At 63.2% G+C, this 24,885-nt stretch carries 29 protein-coding genes and 2 pseudogenes; 18 read left to right on the forward strand and 13 right to left on the reverse strand.

Annotated elements, in window-relative coordinates; all coding sequences use genetic code 11:
* Positions 1–217: 217 nt before the first annotated feature.
* Positions 218–472 (reverse strand): hypothetical protein, encoded by a 255-nt coding sequence (locus M1D32_RS08990; protein WP_458781868.1) that lies wholly within the window; start codon positions 470–472, stop codon positions 218–220.
* Here M1D32_RS08990 and M1D32_RS08995 point away from each other — a divergent pair.
* Entirely contained in the window at positions 459–758 is a 300-nt protein-coding gene (locus M1D32_RS08995) for an SOS response-associated peptidase family protein (protein WP_458781869.1), read from the forward strand. The two genes, M1D32_RS08990 and M1D32_RS08995, sit on opposite strands and share 14 nt — an antisense overlap.
* A gap of 251 nt (positions 759–1,009) precedes the next feature.
* On the opposite strand, the gene M1D32_RS09000 is transcribed toward M1D32_RS08995, so the two are convergent.
* Positions 1,010–1,174 carry a hypothetical protein gene (locus M1D32_RS09000; protein WP_458781870.1) on the reverse strand — a complete coding sequence of 55 codons (165 nt, stop codon included), beginning with the start codon at positions 1,172–1,174 and terminating at the stop codon, positions 1,010–1,012.
* Positions 1,167–1,814: a hypothetical protein gene (locus M1D32_RS09005; RefSeq protein WP_458781871.1), complete on the reverse strand. Its 648-nt coding sequence runs from the start codon at positions 1,812–1,814 to the stop codon at positions 1,167–1,169. The genes M1D32_RS09000 and M1D32_RS09005 overlap by 8 nt, the downstream gene beginning before the upstream one ends.
* A 169-nt stretch (positions 1,815–1,983) precedes the next feature.
* On the opposite strand from M1D32_RS09005, the gene M1D32_RS09010 reads away from it, so the two are divergent.
* From M1D32_RS09010 to M1D32_RS09020, 3 genes and pseudogenes are all read left to right on the forward strand, one after another.
* Positions 1,984–2,268 carry a hypothetical protein gene (locus tag M1D32_RS09010; protein WP_458781872.1) on the forward strand — a complete coding sequence of 95 codons (285 nt, stop codon included), beginning with the start codon at positions 1,984–1,986 and terminating at the stop codon, positions 2,266–2,268.
* Between the two features lie 91 nt (positions 2,269–2,359).
* Positions 2,360–2,407 (forward strand): annotated as a pseudogene (locus tag M1D32_RS09015) (hypothetical protein); the annotation flags it as partial.
* A 25-nt stretch (positions 2,408–2,432) separates the two neighbouring features.
* Positions 2,433–2,642, forward strand: coding sequence for a hypothetical protein (locus M1D32_RS09020; protein WP_458782273.1), 210 nt, complete (start codon positions 2,433–2,435; stop codon positions 2,640–2,642).
* A gap of 164 nt (positions 2,643–2,806) precedes the next feature.
* Here M1D32_RS09020 and M1D32_RS09025 read toward each other — a convergent pair whose 3' ends face one another.
* Entirely contained in the window at positions 2,807–3,394 is a 588-nt protein-coding gene (locus M1D32_RS09025; RefSeq protein ID WP_458781873.1) for a hypothetical protein, read from the reverse strand.
* Positions 3,391–3,897, reverse strand: a complete 507-nt coding sequence (locus M1D32_RS09030; protein WP_458781874.1) for a hypothetical protein — start codon at positions 3,895–3,897, stop codon at positions 3,391–3,393. The genes M1D32_RS09025 and M1D32_RS09030 overlap by 4 nt, the downstream gene beginning before the upstream one ends.
* Before the next feature lie 536 nt (positions 3,898–4,433).
* Between M1D32_RS09030 and M1D32_RS09035 the strand changes: the two genes are divergently transcribed.
* The 5 genes from M1D32_RS09035 (at position 4,434) to M1D32_RS09055 (ending at position 7,995) form a co-directional block, all read left to right on the forward strand.
* The gene (locus tag M1D32_RS09035) at positions 4,434–5,540 is read left to right on the forward strand and encodes a glycosyltransferase (protein ID WP_458781875.1); all 1,107 of its coding nucleotides are present in this window, start codon (positions 4,434–4,436) and stop codon (positions 5,538–5,540) included.
* Positions 5,541–5,582: 42 nt separating this feature from the next.
* Positions 5,583–6,008, forward strand: coding sequence for an MBL fold metallo-hydrolase (locus M1D32_RS09040; protein WP_458781876.1), 426 nt, complete (start codon positions 5,583–5,585; stop codon positions 6,006–6,008).
* A gap of 160 nt (positions 6,009–6,168) precedes the next feature.
* Positions 6,169–6,939: a zinc-ribbon domain-containing protein gene (locus tag M1D32_RS09045; RefSeq protein ID WP_458781877.1), complete on the forward strand. Its 771-nt coding sequence runs from the start codon at positions 6,169–6,171 to the stop codon at positions 6,937–6,939.
* A 352-nt stretch (positions 6,940–7,291) separates the two neighbouring features.
* Positions 7,292–7,618, forward strand: coding sequence for a DUF6308 family protein (locus M1D32_RS09050; RefSeq protein WP_458781878.1), 327 nt, complete (start codon positions 7,292–7,294; stop codon positions 7,616–7,618).
* A gap of 17 nt (positions 7,619–7,635) precedes the next feature.
* A complete protein-coding gene (locus tag M1D32_RS09055) occupies positions 7,636–7,995 on the forward strand; it encodes a DUF6308 family protein (RefSeq protein WP_458781879.1) in 360 nt (119 codons plus the stop codon).
* A gap of 186 nt (positions 7,996–8,181) precedes the next feature.
* Here M1D32_RS09055 and M1D32_RS09060 read toward each other — a convergent pair whose 3' ends face one another.
* The 4 genes from M1D32_RS09060 to M1D32_RS09075 all read right to left on the reverse strand — a co-directional run bounded on the left by M1D32_RS09060 (position 8,182) and on the right by M1D32_RS09075 (position 10,665).
* Positions 8,182–8,949, reverse strand: a complete 768-nt coding sequence (locus M1D32_RS09060) for an SCO1664 family protein (RefSeq protein ID WP_458781880.1) — start codon at positions 8,947–8,949, stop codon at positions 8,182–8,184.
* A complete protein-coding gene (locus M1D32_RS09065) occupies positions 8,949–9,500 on the reverse strand; it encodes a DUF3090 domain-containing protein (protein ID WP_458781881.1) in 552 nt (183 codons plus the stop codon). The genes M1D32_RS09060 and M1D32_RS09065 overlap by 1 nt, the downstream gene beginning before the upstream one ends.
* 24 nt (positions 9,501–9,524) lie before the next feature.
* Positions 9,525–10,217: an MSMEG_4193 family putative phosphomutase gene (locus tag M1D32_RS09070; protein WP_458781882.1), complete on the reverse strand. Its 693-nt coding sequence runs from the start codon at positions 10,215–10,217 to the stop codon at positions 9,525–9,527.
* Positions 10,218–10,284: 67 nt separating this feature from the next.
* Positions 10,285–10,665, reverse strand: coding sequence for a UBP-type zinc finger domain-containing protein (locus M1D32_RS09075; RefSeq protein ID WP_458781883.1), 381 nt, complete (start codon positions 10,663–10,665; stop codon positions 10,285–10,287).
* 171 nt (positions 10,666–10,836) lie between these two features.
* Here M1D32_RS09075 and M1D32_RS09080 point away from each other — a divergent pair, with 171 nt between their 5' ends.
* The 3 genes from M1D32_RS09080 to M1D32_RS09090 all read left to right on the forward strand — a co-directional run bounded on the left by M1D32_RS09080 (position 10,837) and on the right by M1D32_RS09090 (position 13,927).
* On the forward strand, positions 10,837–12,582 hold the full coding sequence (locus M1D32_RS09080; protein ID WP_458781884.1) for an NAD(P)/FAD-dependent oxidoreductase: 1,746 nt from the start codon (positions 10,837–10,839) through the stop codon (positions 12,580–12,582).
* On the forward strand, positions 12,566–13,429 hold the full coding sequence (locus tag M1D32_RS09085) for a hypothetical protein (RefSeq protein WP_458781885.1): 864 nt from the start codon (positions 12,566–12,568) through the stop codon (positions 13,427–13,429). The genes M1D32_RS09080 and M1D32_RS09085 overlap by 17 nt, the downstream gene beginning before the upstream one ends.
* Positions 13,430–13,567: 138 nt before the next feature.
* A complete protein-coding gene (locus M1D32_RS09090; RefSeq protein WP_458781886.1) occupies positions 13,568–13,927 on the forward strand; it encodes a hypothetical protein in 360 nt (119 codons plus the stop codon).
* A 75-nt stretch (positions 13,928–14,002) separates the two neighbouring features.
* Here the strand turns inward: M1D32_RS09090 and M1D32_RS09095 are convergent, their stop codons facing one another.
* Positions 14,003–14,566, reverse strand: a complete 564-nt coding sequence (locus tag M1D32_RS09095) for a hypothetical protein (protein ID WP_458781887.1) — start codon at positions 14,564–14,566, stop codon at positions 14,003–14,005.
* A 123-nt stretch (positions 14,567–14,689) separates the two neighbouring features.
* On the opposite strand from M1D32_RS09095, the pseudogene M1D32_RS09100 reads away from it, so the two are divergent.
* From M1D32_RS09100 to M1D32_RS09120, 5 genes and pseudogenes are all read left to right on the forward strand, one after another.
* Positions 14,690–16,263, forward strand: a pseudogene (locus M1D32_RS09100) (sugar ABC transporter ATP-binding protein).
* Complete coding sequence (locus M1D32_RS09105) at positions 16,260–17,306, forward strand: ABC transporter permease (protein WP_458781888.1); 1,047 nt, start codon at positions 16,260–16,262, stop codon at positions 17,304–17,306. Before M1D32_RS09100 ends, M1D32_RS09105 begins: the two are co-directional and overlap by 4 nt.
* Positions 17,303–18,415: an ABC transporter permease gene (locus M1D32_RS09110; protein WP_458781889.1), complete on the forward strand. Its 1,113-nt coding sequence runs from the start codon at positions 17,303–17,305 to the stop codon at positions 18,413–18,415. Before M1D32_RS09105 ends, M1D32_RS09110 begins: the two co-directional genes overlap by 4 nt.
* Positions 18,415–19,638 (forward strand): substrate-binding domain-containing protein, encoded by a 1,224-nt coding sequence (locus tag M1D32_RS09115; protein ID WP_458781890.1) that lies wholly within the window; start codon positions 18,415–18,417, stop codon positions 19,636–19,638. Before M1D32_RS09110 ends, M1D32_RS09115 begins: the two co-directional genes overlap by 1 nt.
* Positions 19,639–19,686: 48 nt before the next feature.
* On the forward strand, positions 19,687–20,535 hold the full coding sequence (locus M1D32_RS09120; protein WP_458781891.1) for a sugar phosphate isomerase/epimerase family protein: 849 nt from the start codon (positions 19,687–19,689) through the stop codon (positions 20,533–20,535).
* Positions 20,536–20,581: 46 nt separating this feature from the next.
* Here the strand turns inward: M1D32_RS09120 and M1D32_RS09125 are convergent, their stop codons facing one another.
* Both M1D32_RS09125 and M1D32_RS09130 read right to left on the reverse strand, forming a co-directional pair.
* Positions 20,582–22,450: a vWA domain-containing protein gene (locus tag M1D32_RS09125; RefSeq protein ID WP_458781892.1), complete on the reverse strand. Its 1,869-nt coding sequence runs from the start codon at positions 22,448–22,450 to the stop codon at positions 20,582–20,584.
* 420 nt (positions 22,451–22,870) lie between these two features.
* Complete coding sequence (locus tag M1D32_RS09130) at positions 22,871–23,392, reverse strand: DUF2087 domain-containing protein (RefSeq protein WP_458781893.1); 522 nt, start codon at positions 23,390–23,392, stop codon at positions 22,871–22,873.
* Positions 23,393–23,590: 198 nt separating this feature from the next.
* On the opposite strand from M1D32_RS09130, the gene M1D32_RS09135 reads away from it, so the two are divergent.
* Positions 23,591–23,863 (forward strand): hypothetical protein, encoded by a 273-nt coding sequence (locus tag M1D32_RS09135; RefSeq protein ID WP_458781894.1) that lies wholly within the window; start codon positions 23,591–23,593, stop codon positions 23,861–23,863.
* Between the two features lie 35 nt (positions 23,864–23,898).
* Here M1D32_RS09135 and M1D32_RS09140 read toward each other — a convergent pair whose 3' ends face one another.
* On the reverse strand, positions 23,899–24,771 hold the full coding sequence (locus M1D32_RS09140; RefSeq protein WP_458781895.1) for an HNH endonuclease: 873 nt from the start codon (positions 24,769–24,771) through the stop codon (positions 23,899–23,901).
* Positions 24,772–24,885 lie beyond the last annotated feature (114 nt).

Here is a 24,885-nt window from a genome sequence, read left to right on the forward strand (position 1 = left end):
GAGCGGTTCGCGCCGCACACGGCACCCCACGACCTGATCACCGATCCATAGATGAGACACCGAAACTGCCGGATGTCCGTCAGTTTTTCCATACCCCGCCCGCCGTGGAAAGCCGGCGCGCATAGAGGTGTGCGCAACCGGGGCCGCCCACAGTGACCTGGGCGTGTCGCGGTGCTGATCCCAAAAGAAGCCGGCGGTAAACCGGTATTCGCACGCCTCAAAAGCATGGAACGCTACGCCCCTCTTTTCCACCATCATCTTGTTCATCGCCAGCAACCGGTTCGCGTTCGCGGTGCCGTTCGGTCTCGTCGTCCTGTTCCTGCTCGTGCTCGTGCTCGTACTGAATAAGCGGGCAAACCGCAACGCTGTGCGGTTGCTCCGTGCCTGGAAGCATCCGCACGGGAAGTAGTCCATGCAGCTCGGCGGCAGAAATGGGCTGCATGTGCGGCAGATACGTAATGTCCAAAGCCACGGGTGACCTTCTAAGCCACTTTGAGGCCAAGGAGGTCGAGGGCACCCCACCGCCGGGGAGCTGGAACGTGGCACCGACCCAAAGTGTGCCGATCGTGGCCGAACGCCTGGATGAGGGCACCATTGACCGGCACTTACTGGTCGCCCGTTGGGGTCTGGTGCCGTCCTGGGCGAAGGACATCAAGATCGGCTCCAAGCTGATAAATGCTCGCAGCGAGTCGATTCTGGAGAAGCCGTCGTTCCGGAAGGCGGCTGTGAAACGCCGTGCAATCGTCCCAGAAGACTGAGGACGGGAAGAATATCCCGGACTATCTGTACTCGGAGCATGAACCGTTGTTGGGTTTCGCCGGCCTGTATGAATGGTGGACTCGCGCCGTTCTGCGGCTCGCCGGCAAAGACCCAGCTGCCTGCCCGAAGCGGGACGACGAGAAGCAGGGTTTCGGTGCCGTTGGGGCCAAGCCGAACATCGCCAGAACGTATGGGAGCACAAAAACAACGAGGACTGTCCCGATCACGGCCACGAGCCAGCCGCGGGCGCTCATTCTCCATCTCCGCTGCTATTGACCCCAACCCCGGCCTGCTGCCGCCGTTCGTCGGCCTGGATAATGCCGTCACGGACGGCGGCGCGAATAACACCGTAGAGGACGTAGAAGAAGATCGCCGAGAAGAGTATGGCCAGGACAAGGATGCTGAAGTCAGCCATGCTGGCGCTCCGCCTCGGGCCAGAACGGCTGGGCGCTTGACGCGGCCGCTCGGAGCTGGCCGCCGTCGATGGTGATGGAAGCTTCGGGCATTCCGAGCTCTGCCCATTGGGCGACCAGGCGAAGGTCCCCGCCCGGCGGTAACGGCCAAAGCCACAAGCTGCCCTTGCCGGCCATTTCGTCATCTCCGCCGTTGCCACCGTTGCCTTGCAGGATGAGGACGGGTGGGTCGGGCTGCTTCGCAGTCCCCGGAGGATAGCGGGAGTGCAGCGCAGAGTCCGCCCGGGCCTTGGTCCCGTCGGCGAGTTGGACACCGAGGAGGAGGGCTGCGAAGGGACCCCGTTCGACGGCCTGCATGCTGTGCGGGTGACCGAAGAACGCCCCATTCAGCTCAGCCCAGGCTTGATCGTCTTCCTCCGCCCGTCGGAGCGTCCACGTCAGGTCGAGGGAGCAACCGGTCGAATAGACCTTCGCGAGTTCGACGGCCATGATGAAGGTCCGGCTGCGGTGCAGGAATTGTCCGATCTGAACAACTGCAGGCAGTTCGTGGGCCGGCGCACCAGCCCAAGCCGGGGGAACGTACCTGATGGTCCTGCCGCGGCGTGGTTCTTCGGGTACGGGCAGGTCTTGAAAGAAGGTCACGGTCATCCTTGATTCGCTGGCAGCGACCGACCAGCGGAGCAGCGGTACGAGCCGCCGTGGATCCCCCAATCCGTCCTTACCTGGCTAAGTCTAACTCCGGCTGGCCCCAGCTTGAGGACACGCCCGCCGCCTCCACGAGACTGTCAGTGCCCGGGAGCACCATGGAGCTATGACGGCTCCAACTGTTGAGGCGGCGATCCACGAGTTGATGGATCTCGCCTGGAATGTTGTCTATGACCTGCTCGAGCAGCGGGGCCTGCTCGGTGACGGGTTGTTCGTCGAGGAGTACACCGGGATCCATTCCTGGGTGGAAGGCCTCACCCGCTACAAGGTGGTCCATTCCCGGGAGGTCGCGGTCCTCTTCGTGGACACACGGCCCGTGGACGCCATCGCCTTCCACCACGACCTATTGGGCGCCGACGATCCGAAGAGCTTCTTCATCCTTCCGGGGTAGTCGGCCCGACACAGAGCTTCAAATCTCGACCAACAAAGGCAGGTCTGCCATATTGGTGCCAGCAAGATCCGGCAACCGAAAGGGCTGACAGATGGGCGCATGGGGCTACCTGCCGTTCGAGAACGACGACGCGCTGGACTGGCTGGACGAACTCGAAGGTGGCGGTGCCCGACGTCGTGCGCAAGGCCCTGGCCAAGGTGGATGGCGGCTACGTCGACGCTCCGGAGGGCAGCATTGCTGTAGCGGCCGCCGACGTCACTGCAGCCTGCCAGGGCAACCCGTCCGGTCACCTGCCTGAGAACGTCGCCGGAGGAATCCGAGCTGGCCGAGCTCTGGGACGACGCCGACGAACCCGAATGGCGCGAATCCCTTGAAGACCTGAGGGAACGGCTGCGGACAGCGTTGCGGTAGCGATTGAGCCACAAGGAGGATGGCATCACCGGCTACCTCGACTACATCAACATGTCTTGCGCTTGCATCGCCGCAGCAAAACAGCCGGCCCCCGACCTGCAGTGGATGAATTAGGATCCTTCAGCAATTACAGAAAGTCGGACTTATAGCTGTAGTCCGGGAGGTAATAGCAGTCCGACATGGCGTTTACCCTCAGCGCGCTTGGTGTCCACTCGTCAAAGGACAGGAAGATATACCCACCGTCCGCATGGGCAAGTTCAAGTCGATCAACACCGTTGGTGAAGTCATTATCGCCAGGTGCCCATCCCTCGGCTGCCATGTGGTTCTTGATGTCGTCAAGAAGTTGAGCCGGGTTCCGCCCGCCGCTGAGGTCGATCCACCTCGTCTCGCTCAACCGCCACTCCCCGTCGTGACGGTTGTCCTTGGGACTCGCGCAGCTGGATAGCTCGTCAGGGTCATCTGAGGTACGGACGGATGCTTCCGGAAACATTGCCTCGATGTCATCCACCGCGGAGCGGATCATTGGTTTGAGCTCCCTCAGCGTTTCGGTCTGGTCGGTACGTTGCAGTGGCACACAGGAGATCAACGTTGGTGCCAAGACCAGTGCGCAGAAGGCTGCAACAAGGCCGCTTTTCATGTGTCCCTTTCGGTGCTTATGCAGGACTGATCGCTTCGACCGCATGGATGACTCCATTGCGATCTTTTCAGTGTTCACTTCCGGCGCTCCAGCCACCGTGAGTAGAGCTCGCCGCTGTTCTTCAGGAGCCAGCCCGAGTATGCGACGCCCCCGGCGATACTTAGCTGGGCTGCCGCGACGACGCCAGTGATAGGGATCGTGTCTGGAGACCTGCCGTTGGGTGTGAGCAGGAGAAGGCCAGCGGCGATGACGAATGAACCGATCACGGCGAATTTCACCACTCGTGGATTGATCCGGATGGCTTGTTCTACCCGCGGAATGTCGGAGGCAGGCTTCGGAGGCTTTCGAGTGAATCGCACGCCCAGCGTCACGAGCCATCCCAGGGCGGAGATGGCTGCACCCAGGGCCATCGTGACGATACCCCGCTCAGGGTCCTGGCCGGACAGCGCAGCGTCCACAGTGCCCGGGATCGCGATCACAGCCCCGTACCACCAGGCGAAGAAAACCCACGTCCGCCGCTGCGCGTAGCCGAAGGCTGGCGCCCGCGGATCTGTTGCCACCTCGGCATCCCCCAATGTCATGGACCGCACTCTACCGGCATGCGACGTCCTCATTCCGCTCGGCGTCGTCCGGGCACGAAAAAGGTGCGCCCCGTTCGCTGAGCGCACCCTTCTCGATTACCCCTCGCAGTCAAATCCCCATCCGACTGCAGCCATGATAAGCATGCTTAGCATCATATCCGCAAGCCCATCGGGACGCGCAGTACTGGAATTGTCGGGCGAGCACCCAGCAGACTAGCGACTGCCCGCTGGTATCTCCGCTTTAAAGTGTGCGTCAATGGTTCCGTCCTCACTCAAGGTGCGCTGGCTCCGGATGACCGCACCCATAACGGAGAAGGTGGCAGCCTGTTCAAGCCAGGCCGAGTCCGGAGGCCCTGCGAGAGCAGGGCCTCAAGCCTCTCCTCGCGCCTGCTGTGCAGGCTCAATATCGGACACCTCTAGCTGGCAGAAACCACGCATGATGAGTCTCGTCGGCCTCTGTTCGGGACACGGCAACGGGACTACGCTTCTGCCCACCGGTGTTGACCGCCGGCTTACTTGACCGCCGGGAGGTTGCAGTGACGAATTTTCTCTTCGCAACGCTCGATGCCGGCGGAAACGTGCCGCCGGCGCTCGGCATCGCCGGTGACCTGGTCCGGGGCGGCCACCGCGTCCGCTTCCTGGGCGAGCCGCAGCAGGCGGGCCAGATAGAGCCCGCGGGTGTCGAATTCCACGCTTTTAACCATTCGTTCCCGATGCCGGCGGACCACATGTCGGCCCTGCAACAGATTTCCATGATGGTGTCTGTGTTCAGCGATGCCGGCATCGCACAGGACGTCGTGGAGGAAGCGCGGCGCGATCCGCCGGACGTGGTAATCCTGGACTGCCTGCTGCTCAGTGCCATCGACGCCGCAGCCCGAGCAGGGCTCCGGACCGTTGTGCTGGTCCATTCCTTCTACGCATTTTTCGACGGCCCGTTCCGGCGGAGCCCCATCGCGGCCGTGCTCGCAGCGCGGGGCCTCGGACCGCGACGCGTGATGAAGCGTGCCGACCGGATCATGGTGTGCTCCGATCCGGTCTTGGATCCGGCCGGCGGCAAGAACGGTAAGGGCAAGGTGCTGTGGACCGGTGCGGTGGCGGACGTGGCGCATCCGGCAACTCCTGTTCCGCCGGGGTTAAAGCCCCGTGTGCTGGTGAGCCTGAGCACCATGGCGTTCCCGGGGCAGGAGGCATTCCTAAACAAGGCGTTGGAGGCGGTGGCCGATCTGCCGCTCGATGTAGTGGTGACCACTGGTCCCGCCGTTGATCCGGCGAGCCTGACGGCGCCGCCGAACACGATTGTGCACCGCTATCTTCCCCACGGGGACGTGATGCCGGAGTGCAGCGCGGTAATCGGCCACGGCGGCCATGCCACCACCATGCTGGCGCTGGCCCACGGGCTCCCGCTGGTGATCGCGCCGATGCATCCCTTGCTGGATCAGCGGATGGTGGGCAAGGCGGTGCAGGACGCCGGGGCGGGGGTGCTGATCAAAGCGTCGTCGTCGCCGGAAGAGATCGCCCAGGCAGTAAAGACCGTGGTGGACTCGCCGAACTTCCGCACTGCCGCATCCGGGGTAAGCCGCCGGATCCGGCAGGCCGACGGTGTACGCACCGGGGCGCGAGTTCTGGCCGCACTGGCTTCCTGAGAAGTCGAATCTCCGCCAGCAAAAGCTCAGATCGGAGTCCAGATGCTCGGCACCATCACGAGGACCATCGGCAGGTCCGTAACCATCCACACCTATACCGCACCGCCGGCCGGGACCGAAGTCGCCACCCAGCTCGTTGGGCTCGACGACCAGATCCTGGTCGTCGACACCCAGTACGCGATCCCGTTCGCCACGGAGGCCGCCAACTACGCACCCACCCTCGGGAAGCCGATCAGCGGCGTCTACGTCACCCACGCGCACCCCGACCACTTCTTTGGATCTGCCGAGTTTGACGCACCGGTCTACGCCCTGCAGTCGGTCGCAGATGAGCTTGCTGCAACGGGCGACGCGGTCCCGGACGAACTTACCCTTCCGACCCACACTGTGAGCCCGGGGACGGAGACCATCAGCGGCGTTACCTACGGGAGCCGGCAACTCATCTTCGTACTGGTGGAGCTGCCGGTCTAGCCACAAATGGCAAGCCACGCCCAATAACAGGGCTAAAGGCAAAGGATGCCCACATTGTTCCAAGCGGAGAAGCATCCCGGGCGTCAACAGCCTGGATGTTACCCGTCCGAACATAGCGGCGGAGTGGAACCACCGGCTGAATGTCGACATATTGCCATCGATGATTCCAGCCGGCAGCGATGCCGTCGTTGAATGGATATGTCCTTACGGGCACGAGTACGCGGCCGCACCGGATTCCCGCACTGGAGCTAAGGGCAGTGGATGCCCGGTCTGTGCCAATCTGAGCGTACTGGTGGGATTCAATGATTTAGCCACCTCCCACCCGCACATCGCAGAGCAGTGGCATCCGAGCTTGAACGGCACTGTCGCACCCGAAACCGTCGTCGCCGGATCCGGCAAAAAATTCTACTGGCGCTGCCTAGCCGGGCACGATTACGTTGCACAGGTCCATAGTCCAACGAGCGGAAGGGGCTGTCCCGCTTGTGCTGGGCGTCAGGTGATAGCCGGCTTCAACGATCTGCGCATGACGCATCCACATGTCGCGAGTGAATGGGACTACGAGGGCAACAAGAACCGCACCCCGGAAAGCGTGATTGCCGGAAGTAACTGGACGGCACATTGGATCTGTACGCTGGGACACGAGTACACCAAACCTATTAACAGGAGGGCCGCCGGCTCCGGCTGCCAATATTGTTCCAACAGTAAAGTCTTACGCGGATTCAACGATTTGGAGACGAGATACTCAGAACTCGCGCGAGACTGGCACCCTGAAATGAATAAGCCATTGGCGGCCAGCGACGTACTTCCAGGCAAACGATGGTGGAAGTGTTTTGCCGGCCACGAAAAATTCGGGACCGTGCCGAACAGGATCCAGGCCGGGGGCTGCGCAAAGTGCTCTCCAAGCCGACGCGCCCTCAATATCGAAAACTGAAAAATCCGCAGTCGACCCCTAAGGGCGTGTGTTGAACCGACGCCAATTTAGGCTAGTTGCCCGACGTCTGTACCCCCTTGCGGGTGGTGGTGCCAGTTCCTTTTGGTGGGTTCCAGCAACTGGTTCAACGAGGCCTACTAAGGGGATGCTCGTGAGCGGATCTCCCGCTGGTATCAGAGCCCAAAGACGAGAGGCACCCATGGGTTTGATTACCCGCGCCGAAGTCCTTCACGTCTGACGTTTGTTTAACCAGGATCGCGTGACTTAGTGAAGTCGCGTTGGGCAGGATCGAAAAACCGCGCAAAGACTGCGCCTAGTAAGACTGGGCCCCTCTGGCAGTATTGTCTGTTCCATGCCAGATGACGTTCACATTGGCGGGTCCAGCTGCGGCTACGGAGAAGCCCGAGATCACGCGTATTGCTACCTTAACGACCATTTGAGCGATAATCCGAAAGAAGGGACTTGCTCCTACCCCGCCTACGACGACTACCGGGGCGGCACGACTCCTGAAGTCAGCGATGCAGATCTGCTAGCCATCGTTCTCCTCAATTCAGGACGTCAGCCAGTTCCTTCGTACTACGGTCTCAAGAAACTGGTTCCAAAAATCAATGAGCGTTTAGCCCACCCGGCGCTCAAGGGGGACTGCCGAACGCGGGTGGGGAGACTATCGAGGCGGTAGTCGATCTTTACAACATCGTGAATGAGTGCCGGGTACCTTACGTCAAGCTCACCACCCTCACAAAGGTCCTCCACCGCAAGAGACCTCACCTGTTGCCTCTCTTCGATCAGAACATCAGGCGATGCTACGTCTACAGGGGCGATCCTCCGCCGCTGGCCCAGTTCAAATCGAGCGAGTCCCGCGAATTCATCAAAGCTTGGGTAAAGGTTGTTCAAGAGGACCTGGTAAAGGGAGAAGAGACCTGGAAGGACTTCGCGAAGTTGGCTCCCGGACCTCAAATCAGTTCGCTACGGGCCATGGACATCATCGGCTGGGAGCTAGGGAGGAGACCCAGCGACTACTTCACCACTCCGATTTCGGGAAAAGATGCCAACTAGGCTGGCAAAAGTATCTTGGGTGGTCATGTAGAGAACCGCTAGTCCAAGCGGGACAACTATCTTGTCTTTCGCCATGCAGGTTGTCATCTCACACGATCAACTAAGTTGACCGCCTCTTTTGCGTTCCGGCATAGGTGTTTGGCTCGCACACTGCCGCCGCCTGCAAAGCCCCGCGGCCGTGACTGCTCAGAACAGCGGCCAGGGCACCGCCGACATCTCGCCGCTGGGAGCAGGAAACCGACCTGCCAAGCGCAACCGGGAGCAGCGCCGGGCGAGCACGGCGATCTCTTCGGCGCTGAGCAGGTCCGCCAGGTTTCGGCCCAGCGCACCATCCAGCCCTTCGCTGACACGGTCGATGCCCTCAAGTTCCTCGACGGTCAGGGCGTCTCCCAGCCACCCCCACAGCACCGTGCGCAGCTTGTGGTCACGGTGAAAGGTGAGCCCATGGTCCACACCGTGCCGGTGCCCGTCCGTCATGGCAAGGATGTGCCCGCCTTTGCGGTCGGCGTTGTTCACGACGACGTCGAACACCGCCATGCGTCTCAGTGCCGGCGTGTCCTCGTGGACGAGGGCGACCATCCGTCCTTCCTCATCCTGACCCTCGAGGACGTGTTTCCAGCCGCTCTCCGGGAGGTCGTCCGCTGCGACGAGGTCCACCGCGTTCTGGTCGGGGTCCGTCTCCTGCCAGAGCTGCACCATTCCTATGCCGAACGGACCGTCGCGGAGCCAAGTGTGTGGCACCACGTTCCAGCCAAGGACCTCCGAGACCAGGTAGGCGGCAACCTCCCGGTGGGCAAGAAAGCCGTCGGGAAAGTCCCACAGCGGTTTCTCCCCGGCTATCGGCTTATATACGACCGCGGTGTCGCCGATGCTGCCCAGGAAGGTGGCGTTCGACGCCGTCGTGATGCGGCCCGTGAGCGTCAGCTCGGCAGTCAGCAGATCGTACGCAGGCATCAGGCCTCAGGAAGAGTGCAGACGTGTCCGTCTGGGTCCACGGGGTAACCGCAGAGCGGGCACGCCGGACGCCCGGCACCCACCACCTCACGCGTGCGCTTGGCGAAGGCACGGGCGGTACCAACCGGCATCCGCACCAGCAGCATTTCGGGCACTTCAGCGCCGTCCTCCTCAGGTGACCCGTCGTCTTCAGCGTCAACATCGGCGAGCGGGTATGCCTCGATCACCACCTGCGCCGTCGTCGGGTCCCAACCCAGGCTCATGGCGCCGGTCCGAAACTGCTCCTGAACTGTCTCGAGCTGGTCATTGTCGACAAGTTCAATCGGAGTACTGGTGGGAACACTGTGCGGGTTCCCCTCGAGGTTGAGAAGCTGGTCGAGAATCTCGTCGATTTTCTCTGCGAGCAGCGCCGACTGCTGCTTCTCCATGGCGATGCTCACGATCTGAGTCCCTGCCTGCACCTGCAGGTAGAACGTACGCGACCCCGGAACACCGATGGTTCCAACGACAACCCGATCAGGCCAGTCAAACTCATGAACACGTGTAGGCATAAGAGCATTTTAGGCACAGGCGCTTCAAGGTGCCTGTTGCCCTGCACCGCCGCCCACCGGCGCATCGCCCGAGCTGATGCCGTTCGATAGCCACGAGAGATCCCCGGCGTCGGTGTTGGTCGCGTAGACGCTGGGCCGGCTGGCACTGTACCGCACTATTGACACGGAGGCAGGGCTCACGTTAATGCGCTGGAACAGGTCGAGGTGCATCCCTAACGCGTCAGCGAGGATCGATTTGATGATGTCACCGTGACTAACCGCCACCCAAACGGCTCCTGGGCCATACTCGGCTTCGAAGGCTGCATCGTGTCGTCGGATGGCTGCTACCGCCCGAGCCTGCATCGCGGCCATGGATTCACCGCCGGGAAAGATAACGGCGGAAGGTTGCGATTGCACAGCCGACCAGAGATCTTCGGTTGCGAGATCACTGAGCATGCGCCCCTGCCACTGGCCGTAATCGCACTCGGTAAGATCGGGTTCCAACGGCGCGTACGGAGTGCCAGACTGGCGATCGAGGATGAGCTGGGCGGTCTGCTGACAACGCTTGAGAGGGCTCGATACCACCCCAACCACGGGCACTGCCGCTAGCCGCTCTCCGGTCAACGCTGCCTGCTCGCGCCCGATCTGGTCGAGGCTGACACCGGCGGCCCGGCCAGCCAGCAGTCCGGTGGCATTGGCTGTGGTGCGGCCGTGCCGCACGAGAATAACTGTCGCCATCCATACAGCCTAACCAGCATCCTTCACCGACTCCCCGTCGACGCGGCGGTTGGGTCTGGCTCTGCGGCTACCGGTGCAGGCGCGCTTCCCAGTCCGCCGGTACCTTGTCTGCCGGCGCAGGTGCCGGCTGCTCCGGTGGTCTGGACTGAGGATCGGGCAGCCGCGGGCCGCGGAAAAACTTGTTTGTGCGGTGTTCGTAGAACCAGTCTTCCCCAGGTTCAAAGGACCTGATAACGGGGTGACCGACGGTGCGTGCGTGGGCACTGGCATGCTGGGAAGGTGATGAGTCGCAGCAGCCGATGTGGCCGCATTGCGCGCAGCGGCGTAGATGCAGCCACCACCCTGGTCCATCACCGCTGAGGCACTCCAGACACCCTGTCCCACTGGGTATGGCAGCGAGACTTATTCCCGGGGCAGGGCGATCCTCCACGGTCTCCTCCATTTGCATCGCTCCGGTGCGGTTCAGGTCATCCCCGGCCCACCGTCGGAAGCTATTCTGGCAGAATCTCCGCGCCCTAGGAATGCACTTGTCCACACTGTCCCGGCGCGAGTATCGTGAGCGCCACCGAACCAATGAACCGGAGAGACGGCGGCGGCCATGGATCACTCGGTTCCGATCATGCTGATTGCTACCAGAGACTCAGCCTCTCGGCGCATTCTTGAAGACGAGTTACGTCGTCGCTACGGTGTCGACTACGAGGTGGTGGCCTGCGCCGACCATGCCCACGGCCGGGCAGTACTTGAGGGGCTCCGGCGCTGGAATCGCCCGGTCGCTCTCATCCTCGGCTGCTACGGACCGGCTGACCGCGGTGGGCTCGATTTCCTGCGGCGTGCCTATTCCTTTCACCCGGCCGCCAAGCGCGGTGTTGTGGTGACATGGGGTGACTTCGCCAGCGCCCCCACTGTATTTCGGGCGATCGGGCAGGGCTACGCCGAATTGGTGATCATACGTCCCGAACGGTCGCGCGACGAAGAATTTCATGGTGCGATTACTGACGCCCTCGACGACTGGCACCTGGCCCAAGGGCTTGGTTTCGAGGCGGTGCGGCTGATCGGGGAGGTAGGCGCCGAAAGAACTCATACGTTGCGGGACTCCTTGAGCCGCAACCACATCCCGGTAGGTTTCCACCCTGCCGGCTCCGACATGGCGGAACGGACGCTGGAGAGCTTGAGCCTGCGCGACCCCGTGCTGCCGGTCTTGATACTTGAGTTCACGGCTCCACCCGTTGTCCTCGAGAACCCCACCGATTTGGAAATTGCCGAAGCGATGGGGGTGACTCGACCGCCACCGGCGGACAAGATCTTCGATGTGGTAGTTGTGGGGGCCGGTCCTTCAGGTCTCGCGACCGCCGTCTATGCCTCCTCCGAGGGCCTGTCCACCATGGTGGTGGAGGGAGAAGCTGTGGGAGGCCAAGCGGGCACCAGCTCGTTGATCCGCAACTACCCGGGCTTCTCCCGCGGCGTGAGTGGCGCCCATCTGGCCTACCGCTCCTTTCACCAGGCCTGGACTTTGGGCACCGACTTCCTGTTCCTGCGGAAGGTGGAGGGGCTCGGCGTGGACGGAACAGCGTACGCTGTGTCGATTTCAGATGGCACTGTTGTACGGTGCCGTTCTGTCGTGGTGGCCACCGGCGTGGAATACCGCCGCCTCGGCATTCCTCAGCTGGAGGATCTGGTGGGCAGAGGTGTCTTCTACGGTGCCACAGTCTCCGAGGCGCCGTCGATGGCCGGAAAGCACGTCATTGTCGTGGGTGGCGGCAACTCGGCCGGACAGGCGGTTCTTCACCTTGCGAAGTACGCGAAAAAGGTGACGCTGCTGGTGCGGGGGCCCACTCTGTCAGTCAGTATGTCGGAGTACCTCATCTCCCAACTTGATGCCACCCGGAATATTGCGGTCCGCTATAGCACCACGATCGTGGGGGCCCGCGACCAGGACGGATTCCTTGCCGCCATCACGGTGGCAGCATCGGGCCCCGCCGGCGCAACCCCGAGCGAGGAGATCGAGGCAGGAGGCTTGTTTGTGCTGATCGGCTCGGTGCCGCGCACCTCTTGGCTGCCCAATAGCGTAAAGCGTGACCCAGCCGGTTTCCTGCGCACGGGCGAAAGCCGGGAAGTCAGTGACGCCGGGCCTGTCAGGACGGACAGATCGCCGTTGGCGCTGGAAACCAGCATGCCCGGCATTTTCGCGATCGGGGACGTGCGGGCCGGTTCGATCAAACGAGTAGCTACTGCGGTGGGGGACGGCGCCACCGTGGTCTCCATGCTTCACACCTATCTGGCCGAGAACCCCTTGCCTCTGGCGCCGTCTGACTCTGGTGAGGCAGCCGCACCCGAGGAGCTGCCCGGCGATGTCAGTTTCAACTGAGGCCACCCGGTTGATTCGGCCGATGCGGTGGCTGCTCTACGTGGCTGCAGCCCTCGTGTTTCTTGCCGGGCTGGTGCTGTTTGTGTTTCCGCTCCGGACTGCGGAATGGTTCGCGTGGACAGTCAATCCGCCCATGACCGCCGTCTTCCTTGGGGCGGCCTACTGGTCCGCCGCCGGCCTGGAGGTGACCGGCGCCCGCTCAGCCAGTTGGGATTCGGCGAGGCTGGCTGTCTGGCCCGTGTTCGTCTTCACGACATTGACACTCGGAGTCACCCTGCTTCATCTCGATCGTTTCCACCTGTCTCCGGACGCTGCCATCCTTGCCCAAGTAGCCACCTGGGCATGGCTGGCAATCTATGCCATCGTGCCCGTGGCAATGCTCGTCATCAGCTGGATGCAGATCCGCTCCCGGCGTCCGGCCCCAAATTCCGTCATAGCTGGGGGATCGGTGCTGCCCCCTGCTCTGCGGCTGCTCCTGACGGGAATAGCTGCGGTTCTGCTGTTAGACGGCGTGGCACTGCTGGCACTACCAATACCTGCCGCGGCGTGGTGGCCGTGGCCACTGACCGAGCTCACAGCGAGGGCGATCGGAGCGTGGCTGGTTGGTCTTGGGTGGGCGGCCGCGCAGGGCCAGATGAGCGGCGACCTTCGCACCGTCCGCCCCGTGGCCCTGACCTCCGTTGCCTTCGTCATTCTGCAGGCCCTCGCCCTGTTGCGGTATGGCGACGCCCTGACCTGGCCGAGCACACCGGCGATCGGCTTCGTAGCCGTACTGCTTGCCATTGGAGTGGCGGGCGGCTGGGCCCTCGCACTACCGCGGTCGCCGGTAGCGCGCGGGCCGAAATGACCTAAGCGACCTACCCACAATGGCATGGATCCTCCGAACTGGTCCGGCACGGAACACCCAACACCTGGCGGGCGAAGACCTGCTGCGCCCGGCAATGCTCCTGCGCGGGGAACTGCGAAGTCCAACTAAGCTCTAAGCATGGCGGTTCAAGATTCTCCAGGAAATACGACCAAGGCCATCGATCAGGACCTTGGCCAGCGCCGTGGCTGGATCTTGACGATCGCAGTGGGATTCGCCGTCCAGATCCTCAGTATCGTTATCGGGCTGAAGACAGTGGGGCCGCTGTGCGGCAGCCCGCTGCTCCCGCAAAGCCGTGCAGCCGAAATGGCGGATGTGCAGCTGCGGACTACCGGACTGGCGGCGGAGTGTTACCGGGACATCGATTCCGCATCGGTCCCTGTCTGGGTCCTCATGGCGCTGGGAATCGGCCTTGTCCTGACCGGAGTCGCCGTCAGGATCGTAGGTATCCGCAGGTCCATCGGTCGCACCCGGGCCTGACAAAAGCACCACCCACTACCGTCTTACCCCTTCCCGCAGGTTACTTTCATTGGCGGTCCCTAGGCGTGGGGCGCCTCAACCGGTGCCGGTGATCCGCACACCGCCAACCGCCCCGGTCCACGGGGTATCGCCCGGGCCGGACAGGAACAGATGCGCGAAAACGTACCCTTGCTGAAGTGCGATGACCTGTGACGTGGTCCCGGCGCAATCGAACGTGAGCTCCACCGGCTGAAAGCTGGCACCGGGATACTCCTGCCCAACGAAGATCTTCGCGCCTGTTGCTCCAACACAGGCTGCGGTGACGGTGTACTGGCCGGCCATCGGCACCTTCTCGAATCTGCCAAAGCCCCTCAGGGGGCCATCCAGGGGTCCGGCATCGGCAAGGACGACGGGACCCCGTGAAGTCCAAAGGAGCCTCTCCAGCTCAGCGTAGTTGTCGGCTTCCTGCTCCAGGATCTGCGCATTGCTGTACGGCCGAAGGGACATTGTTGCAGGGGCAGGGGCAGGGGCAGGGGCAGCGGTTGTGGTGATCACAGGTTCCGGCTCGGGGTAGGCATAGGCGCATCCCGCCATGGCGCCAAGTGCGACCAGCAGGCACAGGGCAGGAGCAAGCAGGTGCCGCCTGTCCTTGATTCCCACCCTTCAATGGTGGCCAACCCTGCTGTTCATTACAACTGATGGATCCCGTCCTGTAGTAGTAAGCAATCGTTTTTCCTTGACGGAACGGAACGGCCCCTGTAACAGTTAGTCGTGGGCGGATCGATGGAGAACCACGGACGGACGGGCGAGGCGTCAATCCCCGGTGGGCTCGCTCAAGAATCCGCGGCCACGCCGCCACTTTTGGAAGTCCGTGGACTGACCAAGAGTTTCTTCGGGATTCCCGTGCTGGAAGACGCGCACCTTACCCTTCACCGGAGCCAGGTTCACGGGCTGGTGGGCGAAAACGGCGCTGGGAAATCCACCCTGATGAAAGTGCTCGCGGGGGTCTACCAGCCGGACGCAGGGACGGTGCTTCTGGACGGCCGGGAAGTCAGTTTCGGCCACCCTACGAAGGCACACGAAGCCGGGCTCTCGTCCGTATTTCAGGAGTTCAATTTGCTGCCCGACAGGACGGTGGCCGAGAACATCTACCTGGGCCGGGAGCCCCGCCGCGGAATCCTGGTCAACAAGGCGCTGATGAACGCGAAAACGGCGGAACTGCTTGAGTCGCTCGGGATCACCGCCATCCGGCCCACCGCGCAGGTGCGGACTCTCACCGTAGCTGAGCAGCAGGTAGTGGAGATTGCGAAGGCGGTCAGCTATGACGCCCGGATCGTTTCCATGGACGAGCCCACCGCCGCCCTGGCCGGGGCCGAAGTTGAGCTCCTCTACCAGATCGTGACCCGCCTCCGGGAACGTGGAACGGCCATCCTCTTTCCCACCGGCTTCGGGAGCTCTTTGATCTGTGCGACGTCATCACCGTCCTGAAGGACGGCCGCGTGGTCAGCACGGGCCCCGCCTCGGAACTCGACGATACAAAGCTGGTCCGGCTGATGGTGGGCCGGCCCATTTCAGCCTTCTTCCCGGACAAGCTGGCCCGGACGGACAGCGACACCGACGTCCCTGAAAAGCCGATCCTCGAACTGCACGATGCCGGAAACGGCCAGTTGGACGGGATCAGCTTCACCGTCCAGCCGGGTGAGATTGTGGGGCTGGCCGGTCTCCAAGGCTCCGGACGGACGGAACTGCTGCATGCCATTTTCGGCGCCGCCCCCTTCACCCGCGGAACCATGAAGGTTGAGGGCCGGGAAGTCCTGCCAAAGTCGCCTCGGGAGGGCGTCCGGGCGCGGATGGCCCTCATCACTGAAGACCGCAAGGCTGAAGGCCTGAGCCTGAACCAGTCCATCCTGAACAACGCGCTGACCGTCATCAGATCGGTTTTTCCGCGCCGCACCGGGGCGGCCCGAACCGAGATCCCCGGCGTGTTTTCCTCCCTGGAGGTTGTGGCCCGGGACCTGGACCAGGAGGTGCAGTACCTCTCCGGCGGGAACCAGCAGAAAGTGGTCCTTGCAAAGTGGCTGGCCATTCGGCCCCGCCTGGTCCTGCTGGATGAACCCACCCGCGGCATCGACGTGGGAGCCAAAGTGGCGGTGTACCGGCTCATGCGCAAGCTGGCAGCCGAAGGCAAAGCCATCCTGATGGTCTCCAGCGAATTGCCTGAGGTCATCGGCATGTCGGACCGGATCCTGGTCATGCGCGACGGGCGCCTCACCGGCGAGCTTCCGGCCGGAACGTCCGAGGAAGCCGTCCTGCAGCTGGGAACGGGCGCCAGGACCGCAGCTGGAGGAGGAACATGAAACAACGGGGCAGCTTCATCGACCGCCTGTCCTCCACACAAATCGTCTACCTGGTGGCGTTGCTGACCCTGATTGTCGGTGCCGTTCTCGTGGGCACGATCGGGCGGAATTTCTTTAGCCAGGGCAATATCTCCAGCATCCTGACCGGAACCAGTGTCCTGGGTTTCATCGCGATCGGACAGACGCTGGTCATCCTGGCCGGAAGCCTGGACCTCTCGGTTCCCTATGTCGCCAGCCTTGCCAGCCTTATTGCCGCAGGGGTGATGGCCAACGACCCGGGCAACGTCCTGCCTGGCGTCCTGCTCACGTTGGGTGCCGCGGCCATCATCGGCCTGGCCAACGGGCTGATCGTGGCCCGCCTCAATGTGCACGGGTTCATCGCCACGCTGGGCATGGGCCTGATCATCAGCGGCTACCTCGCGACCAATTTCAAGGGCAGCTTCGGACAGACCCCGCTCTCGTTCCGGCTGATCGGGGCCACCGGCCTGGGGCCTGTTCCCATCTCGACCATCATTATGCTGGCCTGCGCTGGCCTGGCCATGCTGCTGCTCCACCGCACCCGGATGGGCCACCACCTCTACGCGGTCGGCGGCGACATTTCCGTGGCCCGTACCTCGGGAATCCGCATCGACTTGCCGGTCATCACGGCTCATGTGATCTGTTCGCTCCTGGCAGGAATGGCGGGACTGCTCCTCGCCAGCCGGCTGGGCGTGGGCAGCCCGACGGTGGGCTCCCAGGGCGGTTACGACCTGCTCTCCATCGCCGCGGTGGTCCTCGGCGGCACCCTGCTGGCCGGCGGCAAAGGGACCATCACCGGCACCCTTGGCGGCGTCCTCATCTTCGCCATGCTGGACAACATCATGTCCGTCATGCAGATCAACCCCTTCCTCAAGGACGTGGTCAGGGGCGTGGTGATCGTCGTCGCCGTCGCCGTGTACGCCCGCCGCAGGATCGTCAACAGACCGGAGCGGTTCAATTCGAAGGGCTCGGCGGAAGCGCCTGCCACGCCTGCCGCACTGGCTGCATCGGCGGAGGGACCATGAGCACGGCGTTGCCCTCCGCGCGCAGCGCAGTCCTCCGGCAGAACCGTGCCAGCCGCTCCCAGCGGCTACTGCGGGCTTTGCGCACCCCCGGCGGCGCCGTTTTCATCCTTTTGATCGGCCTCCTGGCCGCCATCATCGCGATGAACCCCTCCTTCGGGGAGCCGGGCTCCTTCATCCGGTTCATCGGCAGGACAGCGCCTATCGCCATCGCCGCCGTTGGCCAGTACTTCGTTATTGTCGGCGGCGAATTCGACTTGTCCATGGGATCGGTGGTGACCATACAGGTCATCGTTGCCGGCAACCTGATCCGGCAGGACGATTCCAAGGTGATTCCAGTCCTGATCCTCATGTTTGTGCTCGGTGCCTTCATCGGACTGGTGAACGGACTGATCACAACGCTGCTGAAGGTGCCCAGCTTCATTGTGACGCTGGGCATGATGCTGGCCTTGCTCGGACTGGTCCTCTACTGGACCGGCGGCGCGGCCCAGGGAAACCCGGCGGACAGCTTCCGCCAGATCGGGCGTGGCGGGATCCAGGACGTCCCGGTCCTGGACGTCATTCCGTACCCGGTCATCATCCTGACGGCGGTGGCCATCCTGGCGGTTGTCCTGATGCGCCGCCCCTTTGGCCGCATGCTCATCGCCGTCGGTGACAACCCGAGGACTGCTGAACTGTCCGGTTCCCGCGTCTGGTGGGTGCGGACGCGGGCGTTCATCATCTCGTCACTGTCGGCAACCGTGGCCGGCATCCTGCTGGTGGGTTATGCCGGAGTCCATCCGTCCGTGGGGCGGGGATACGAGTTCACGGCGATTACCGCCGTCGTGCTCGGTGGCGTGGTGCTGGGAGGCGGACGCGGCTGGGTGCTGTCCGCGGCGGCCGGCGCGTTCGCCCTCGAGGCGCTGTTCACCCTCCTGAACTTCATGGGCGTCCAGGCCACGTGGCGGGACACGGTCCAGGGGGTCATCATCATTATCGCTGTGGCAGCAGCGTCCAAGTCATGGCAGCGGAAACGCAAGGGAGCCACTTCCGCTGCCCATGACGAACGGCACCAGCTAAGCGCAGCACCCATGCCCCGCGAGGGCACCGAACAAGGAGGAGATCGAGTCTGATGCGCAAACACTCTATCCGCGCTGTCGCGCTTGGGGCAGCGTTGCCACTGGTGGTGCTGACTGCCTGTACCACCACGGATCCGTCGGTTACCGAAACGACGGCACCCGGTACCGGCTCACCTGCAGCAACTACTCCTGCGAGCCAGGACTGGTTTGACCAGAAGCTGTACGATGACCAGTTTGAGCAACGCTCAGCAACCTTCGAAGGGAACACGGAGCAGCCGTACCTGCAGTACATTGCCGGTGACATGACGGACACTGCGAAGTTCGCCTCAACGGGGGCGAAGAAGGTCTGCTTCGCCAATGCGTCCATCTCGAACCCGTGGCGCCAGACCGGCTGGATCACCATGAACCAGCAGCTCAAGGTCCTGCAGGACTCGGGGGCCATTTCTGAGATGGAAACCCGGGACGCCAAGGACAACGACAACACGCAGATCGCGGACATCGACTACTTCATCGCCGAGGGCAACTGCGATGCGTTCGTCATCTCGCCGAACTCCACAGCGGCCCTGACCCAGGCCGTGGAACGTGCCTGCGAGACGGGCAAGCCGGTAGTGGTCTTTGACCGCGGCGTGGAAACCGAATGCGCCACCACGTTTATTCACCCGATCGGCGGCTTTGCCTGGGGCATTGACACGGCCACGTTCCTGACTGACAAGCTGCAGTCCGGTGACAAGGTGGTGGCCCTCCGGATCCTTCCCGGCGTGGACGTACTGGAACACCGCTGGGCGGCGGCGAAGAAGATTTTTGAGGAGAAGGGAATCCAGGCCAAAGACTACTTCACCGGAGCGGACCCCACCGAGATCAAGAAAATCATTTCCGATGAACTGGCCACCGGCGACGTCCGGGGTGTGTGGATGGACGCCGGAGACGGTGCGGTGGCTGCCCTCGAGGCTTTCGAGGATGCCGGCAAGGACCTTCCGGTGATGACGGGTGAGGACGAGATGAGCTTCCTGACAAAGTGGAAGGAAACCGGCATCGATGCCATGGCCCCTGTCTACTCCAACTTCCAGTGGCGGACCCCGCTGCTGGCTGTGGAAAAGATCTTCAAGGGTGAGCAAGTCCCGGCCGAATGGATCCTCCCGCAGAAGCCCATCCTTGCGGACGAGCTGGATTCCTGGCTGGAGCGCAACCAGGGGATGCCGGGCGGCCACTACGCCAAGTTCGGCGGAGAAGACCTCCCCGGCTACCCGCAGGTCTGGCAGCAGCGGCAGATACCCTGACCCTGATCTTCGCGCAGCGTGGAAGATAGTGCCGTTGGAGGAAGCGGCGTGACGCGTTCCATCGGGATCAGCACCTGGGTCTGGGAGTCTCCCCTGACCGATGCCAACCTGAGCGGACTGTTGGCGAGGATCGCGGCCATGGGGTTTGACGCCGTCGAACTCCCGCTGGAAAACCCTGGCGACTTCACCGCCGCTACGGCGCGCGAATCCCTGGAGTCCACAGGGCTGAGACCGTTTATTGTCGGTGCCATGGCGCCGGGGCGGGACCTCGTGTCCGCGGCCCCGGCGTCCGTGGAGAGGACGCAGGCCTACCTCATGGACTGCGTCAGCATGGCCGCCAGCATCGGTTCGCCCACTGTGTGCGGTCCCTTCTATGCACAGACAGGCCGGGTCTGGCGGATGTCGCCTGGGCAGCGGCGGGAGGCCTACGCCGAGCTGCGCCGGAACCTGCAGCCGGTGGCGGCCCGGGCCATGGAAGCGGGCGTAGTGCTGGGCATCGAACCGCTAAACCGGTATGAAACGTCGCTGATCAACACGGTAGACCAGGCGCTTGAGGCGCTGGAGCCGTTGCTGGGCAACGGCGTGGGCCTTGCCCTGGACAGCTACCACCTTCACATCGAGGAGCGGTCGCTGGCCGCCGCGGTCCGGGCGGCCGGCGAACACGTGGTCCACGTTCAGGTGTCCGGGAACGACCGCGGCGCACCCGGCGGGGACCAGACAGACTGGGAAGGCTTCCTGCAGGCCCTGGATGAGGTGGGCTACCGCGGACCGTTGAACATTGAAAGTTTCACTGCGGACAATGCGGCGATTGCCGTCGCGGCCTCCATTTGGCGGCCGCTGGCGCCCAGCCAGGATGAGCTGGCTGCCAGGGGGCTGGCTTTCCTGCGCGGGGTATAACCGTACTTTGGCTGTCGAGGACTCCTAGGCCGGCCGGAGGGAGAGCCTAGAAACTGGTCACCAGTTCTCCGAGCACCTCTTCCAGCCTGTTCGGATCGGTGGCGTCATAGTAGTGGGCACCGCTGGCCCTGGCGATTTCCAGCAGCGTGGGGACGTCGGCATCGGGCCCGTACGCGAGTGTGAAGACGAGCACCGGCGTCGAGTGGTTCTGATGGCCCAACTGTTGGGAGAGCCCGCCCAGGTCTCCAGGGTGGGTGGTGTCGTTTTTGCCGTCACTCAAAAGCACGATGGTGTTGATGAAAGTGTCTTTGTAGTCCTTGGCCTGTTCGCCGGCGAAGCGGCTGACCGCCTCGAAAAGGGGCGTAGCGTCGACGGCCTTGAGGTCGTTGAGCTTGGCGATGAGGTCTTCCTTATTGGTCTTGAACGGGGCCACCTGGCTCACGATGCCCGGCAGCAGGGGGCCGTCGCCTACCTGGGAGAAGGCGGCCAGCCCAATCTCATCGTCACCTGTGAAGTGGTCCAGCGCCTTGCGGACGGCGTCCTTGGCCCGTTGCAGCTTGGTTACACCGGGCTCCTGCACCATGGACTCCGAGATATCCAGCAGGAACAAGGCCCTGGCCCGCTTGCGGACGTCAGGGAAACTGTCCTGCATGGCAACCAGCGCCTCCGCTTTGGCCAGCGGCAGCGGCTGAAGCGTTTCGGCGTACCGGCCGGTTCCCGCAACGCCAGAATCCAGCTTGCCCTGGATGCTCCGGTACCCGGACGTTTTCACAACGTTTTGGCCCTGTTCCGTGACTGCGAACGCGAGGAAATCCTGGGCTGCCAGGCGCTGCTGGCTTCCCACCCAATCTCCGTCGAGGATTACCGCCGGGTTGTCTGCCACGTGCACGCCGTCGTTCGGATAAATGGCCCTAAGGGGTTCCTTGGGGGCGGGACCGGGCTGCTTTGTTTTTCCGTCCTCACTGACCACTCCCCGGTTGTAGTCCCAGACGGACTTTTCATCCACGATCACGGCGGAGAGGAATTCCGAGACGTTCCCGGCGTCGTCAGCCTCCCTGGCATGCCACAGGAAATGCTCGGGAGTGGCCATGTAGTGGCTTGTACCCAGCTCCACCCCTCGCACCTTCTCCACCAGGGATGGTGCGTCCAGGTCCATGCCGTCTAAACCGCCTACACTGCCGCCGGCGGCACCGTAGGAAGCAGCAAGGGCCATCAGGCCCGACGTTGAGACGAGGGGACTGGCCTTACCGAACTTGAACTTGCCCCACTCGCCGTGGCCCAGACGCTCCCAGACGTCCTGCTCCCCAGCCATTTTAAAGATCTCAGACCACGACGGCGGTGTACTGTCCCAGCCGAGGGCGCTCACCATGGTCTCCGGCATGGCCACGACGATGGCGCTCCGGGCGAGGCTGGTTCCCTCTTGCGGCACAGGGCTGCCGTCGGCACCTTTTCCTGCGATTCGCAACCAGGCGGAGGAGTCCGGCACCCAGAGAGAGGGCCTGTCACCGGCAGCGACGCCGGGGAACCGGGCGGCGACCTTGCCGGCGGCGACTCCCGATTTTTCCTGGGACACAGCCGGGGTTACGCATCTGCCGTCCACACTCCGGGGTTTCGCAGTGTACTCGGCGGCCAGCGCCCGGACCGCCTCGGCGTTTTCCAGCGAAGTAAGGATGTTCAGAGAAATACACGGAGCGGTCCCGGCGACGGCGGCAGGACTGTCCTGCGCCAAGGGGTCGCCTGCTGGAGGCGTACTGCTATTGCCTGCTGACGGCCCGCCCTGTCCTTCCCCTGCAGGGAAGATCAACGTCCGCAGCATGAATGCGCCGCCAACAATGAGAAGTGCCACGGTGGCCGCCGCGGCGACCCAGACCCAGCGTGGATACCTGGGGTCAGTTGCTGCGCGTCGACGGCCCATGCTCGTTTCCTTTGATCCGCCCGGGTTTCTCCGGTGTGAACGCAATAATGAAACTGGCCCGCGGCAGTCACACCGCGGGTGCGCCTAGCCCCCCGCCCGGATGCCCCCACAACCGGATACGCATTTTGAGGATAACCCCGCCGGGTGCGATGTGAGTGTCCCGATGCACTTTTGATTCAATCTTGTGGGACCGCGCATAGTGGCAAACCTGTTCCGGAAGCCCTACCTTGGATGCCAGGGCTCGACGAAGTAGCCCTGTCCAACCTCAATGAGGCGATGTTGTGGCCGTTTTCCTGCCATCCTGTGATTGGATGCAATAGCCTTGGCTCTGCAGCACGCAGTTTGAGCACGGAGATGAGCCAATACTCCGCATTGGATGCCATAGCGGCAGCCGCGGAGACATACGTCCGCTGAGGCCGGCTAGCGCAGTTTACGGGAGTAGGACGAACCGGAGGCGGTCCGTTCCAAGAGTCCAAAGTCCACTACGTAGCGGCGCAGCAGCACCACATCATCCGTGAAATTCAGGAGCCGTTCGTTGACCTGCTTCTCCGTCAGGATTTCGCCGGGCTCTATGGTTTGGTTCACGATCCAGGCAAGCAGCTCGCGCCGTTCCGCCATGTTGGCTGGATACCTCTCGATTCTGCCCAGCCGCAGAAAGCGGTCCACTCCGCTCTGCGGCTGTCGCCGGGGCAGCTGGGTGAGGAGGTCACGGAAAATTGATTCCGGAGCCACTAGTTCGTCGGCGGCATTCTGTTCGATGAGCCCCGACTCGAGCAGGGCGGCGATGGCCCGGTTTCGCCGCTGGTCCTTCACACCGGCAAGGACGTCGGGGAGTTTGGCGCCCAGCACAATTTCTGCGTAGGCAGTCCGGGCATCGCTGTTGGCCAGGGTAGCCACCACCCGCCGCCAGTGCGGTCCGCTATACCTCGTGCCTTCGGTCACAGCATTCCTCACTCTGCTTCAGCGCCCACCCGTGCCGGTCACCGTGCTGAAAATCGTAGTCCCGGTTCGGGTGCCTGCGGAAGCCACGGGAGACCCTGCTTCCAGCCCGCACAGGGTCTGGATCATGATGGGCGCCAGGTCTACATTGGTTCTTGGCTTATGCAGCAGGCCCACGCACCACTACACCAGGAGGGGACCATGAGCCCCAACCCGAAACAACCCATAACGGATGACAGCATCCAAGTCCGCCAAGTCAACCATTATCAATTCAGCTGGGTGGCGGGCGACGCCGGCCAGCCCGGCACCTGGACCCTCCAGCTGGTCCTTGACCAAGGCGCCTGGGAAGAAGTGCTGACCCTGGACGCCGAGGATGCGGAGGTCCTCCAGAACCTCTTGAACCGTTCGGCGACTGTCTATTACGACGTACGGCGACGAACCCTGATGTTCGGGACAACACCGGCTGGACAGTAATTAGCGTTGCCGGCTTTTCGCTCCTGCCGGCATTTTCAGTCCTGACGCCCTTCAAGGATCCGCCGCGCGTCCTCCTGGGCTTCCAGGGCAAGTTCGCTGACCACTTCACCCCTCATGGATCCGGAGCCGGAAAGGATGCTCCGGAGCTCCGAAACTGTGCGCGGCGAGGTGACACCGAGGTGTGCCATGGCGTGGCAGTTGGGGCACAGCGGAACGAGGTCAGCAATAGGGTCAAGTTGGTACCCGTCGCCGAGCAATACTGGGGGCACTACGTGGTGCACGTCGATGAACCCCGTGCCGATCCCGCCGTAGGAGGCCTCGAAGGAGAAGCCGCAGGCAGCGCAAGAGGTCCCGTGGAAGGCCAGGCACAACCGGCGTGCGTCAGGGTTCCGCTCGTAGCGGTTCACATCAATAGTGCTGACGGCGTGCGGGGGATAGGCTCCCGCAACCAGGTGCAGGGGCCCCGTCTCCGCCGGTCCGTGGTCCCGCCACAGCCGGCGAAGATCCGGTTCCGCCCCAGGTGGAACAGCCAGGCCTGTGCAACTTTTTTCGTCGCGCCAGGGGACTGCAGGAACGGCTGCGCTGAGGGCGTCGGGCCGTATCTGTTCACCAAGGGGGAGAAGTGCGTCGAAAGCGACGCTGGCGTACCATTCAGCGGCGTCAACACCCCCGGAGCCTGCGGTCTCAGACGGTTCGGACGCCACCACCCCATGGCCGATCAGGCCGGCGCATGCGTCATTGCGTCCCTGTAGCAGGAGCCAAACCTCGGTCCCCGTCATGATGTCGCGGTTGTGGCCCACGCTCCACCGCTCCAGGAACCGGCCTGCCTCAGCAACCTGCTCGACGACGGCACGGTAGTCCCAGCCGTTCCATCGGTTGGGGTTCCATCCCAGAATTACTGCAGCCACCACTCACCCGTCCTGATCAAGCGTGACGTGCAACCTGGCACTTAGCCTTGCCCTCATTGGTCGTTCCATTCTCGCCCATGTTGCCACCTGGGTCCACGAACAGGACTTCCGTGC

The sequence above is a fragment of the Arthrobacter sp. D3-16 genome (genome assembly GCF_054408515.1).

What these genes read in the sequence shown, in the direction of transcription:
- M1D32_RS09070 (WP_458781882.1), bottom strand. Translation starts at nt 10,217, where the DNA reads ATGGCGACAGTTATTCTCGTGCGGCACGGCCGCACCACAGCCAATGCC.
- M1D32_RS09135 (WP_458781894.1), top strand. Translation starts at nt 23,591, where the DNA reads ATGAGCCCCAACCCGAAACAACCCATAACGGATGACAGCATCCAAGTC.
- M1D32_RS09075 (WP_458781883.1), bottom strand. Translation starts at nt 10,665, where the DNA reads ATGCAAATGGAGGAGACCGTGGAGGATCGCCCTGCCCCGGGAATAAGT.
- M1D32_RS09030 (WP_458781874.1), bottom strand. Translation starts at nt 3,897, where the DNA reads ATGACATTGGGGGATGCCGAGGTGGCAACAGATCCGCGGGCGCCAGCC.
- M1D32_RS09010 (WP_458781872.1), top strand. Translation starts at nt 1,984, where the DNA reads ATGACGGCTCCAACTGTTGAGGCGGCGATCCACGAGTTGATGGATCTC.
- M1D32_RS09125 (WP_458781892.1), bottom strand. Translation starts at nt 22,450, where the DNA reads ATGGGCCGTCGACGCGCAGCAACTGACCCCAGGTATCCACGCTGGGTC.
- M1D32_RS09060 (WP_458781880.1), bottom strand. Translation starts at nt 8,949, where the DNA reads ATGCCTGCGTACGATCTGCTGACTGCCGAGCTGACGCTCACGGGCCGC.
- M1D32_RS09085 (WP_458781885.1), top strand. Translation starts at nt 12,566, where the DNA reads ATGTCAGTTTCAACTGAGGCCACCCGGTTGATTCGGCCGATGCGGTGG.
- M1D32_RS09105 (WP_458781888.1), top strand. Translation starts at nt 16,260, where the DNA reads ATGAAACAACGGGGCAGCTTCATCGACCGCCTGTCCTCCACACAAATC.
- M1D32_RS09050 (WP_458781878.1), top strand. Translation starts at nt 7,292, where the DNA reads ATGCCAGATGACGTTCACATTGGCGGGTCCAGCTGCGGCTACGGAGAA.
- M1D32_RS09110 (WP_458781889.1), top strand. Translation starts at nt 17,303, where the DNA reads ATGAGCACGGCGTTGCCCTCCGCGCGCAGCGCAGTCCTCCGGCAGAAC.
- M1D32_RS09090 (WP_458781886.1), top strand. Translation starts at nt 13,568, where the DNA reads ATGGCGGTTCAAGATTCTCCAGGAAATACGACCAAGGCCATCGATCAG.
- M1D32_RS09080 (WP_458781884.1), top strand. Translation starts at nt 10,837, where the DNA reads ATGCTGATTGCTACCAGAGACTCAGCCTCTCGGCGCATTCTTGAAGAC.
- M1D32_RS09065 (WP_458781881.1), bottom strand. Translation starts at nt 9,500, where the DNA reads ATGCCTACACGTGTTCATGAGTTTGACTGGCCTGATCGGGTTGTCGTT.
- M1D32_RS08995 (WP_458781869.1), top strand. Translation starts at nt 459, where the DNA reads ATGTCCAAAGCCACGGGTGACCTTCTAAGCCACTTTGAGGCCAAGGAG.
- M1D32_RS09045 (WP_458781877.1), top strand. Translation starts at nt 6,169, where the DNA reads ATGATTCCAGCCGGCAGCGATGCCGTCGTTGAATGGATATGTCCTTAC.
- M1D32_RS09000 (WP_458781870.1), bottom strand. Translation starts at nt 1,174, where the DNA reads ATGGCTGACTTCAGCATCCTTGTCCTGGCCATACTCTTCTCGGCGATC.
- M1D32_RS09115 (WP_458781890.1), top strand. Translation starts at nt 18,415, where the DNA reads ATGCGCAAACACTCTATCCGCGCTGTCGCGCTTGGGGCAGCGTTGCCA.
- M1D32_RS09040 (WP_458781876.1), top strand. Translation starts at nt 5,583, where the DNA reads ATGCTCGGCACCATCACGAGGACCATCGGCAGGTCCGTAACCATCCAC.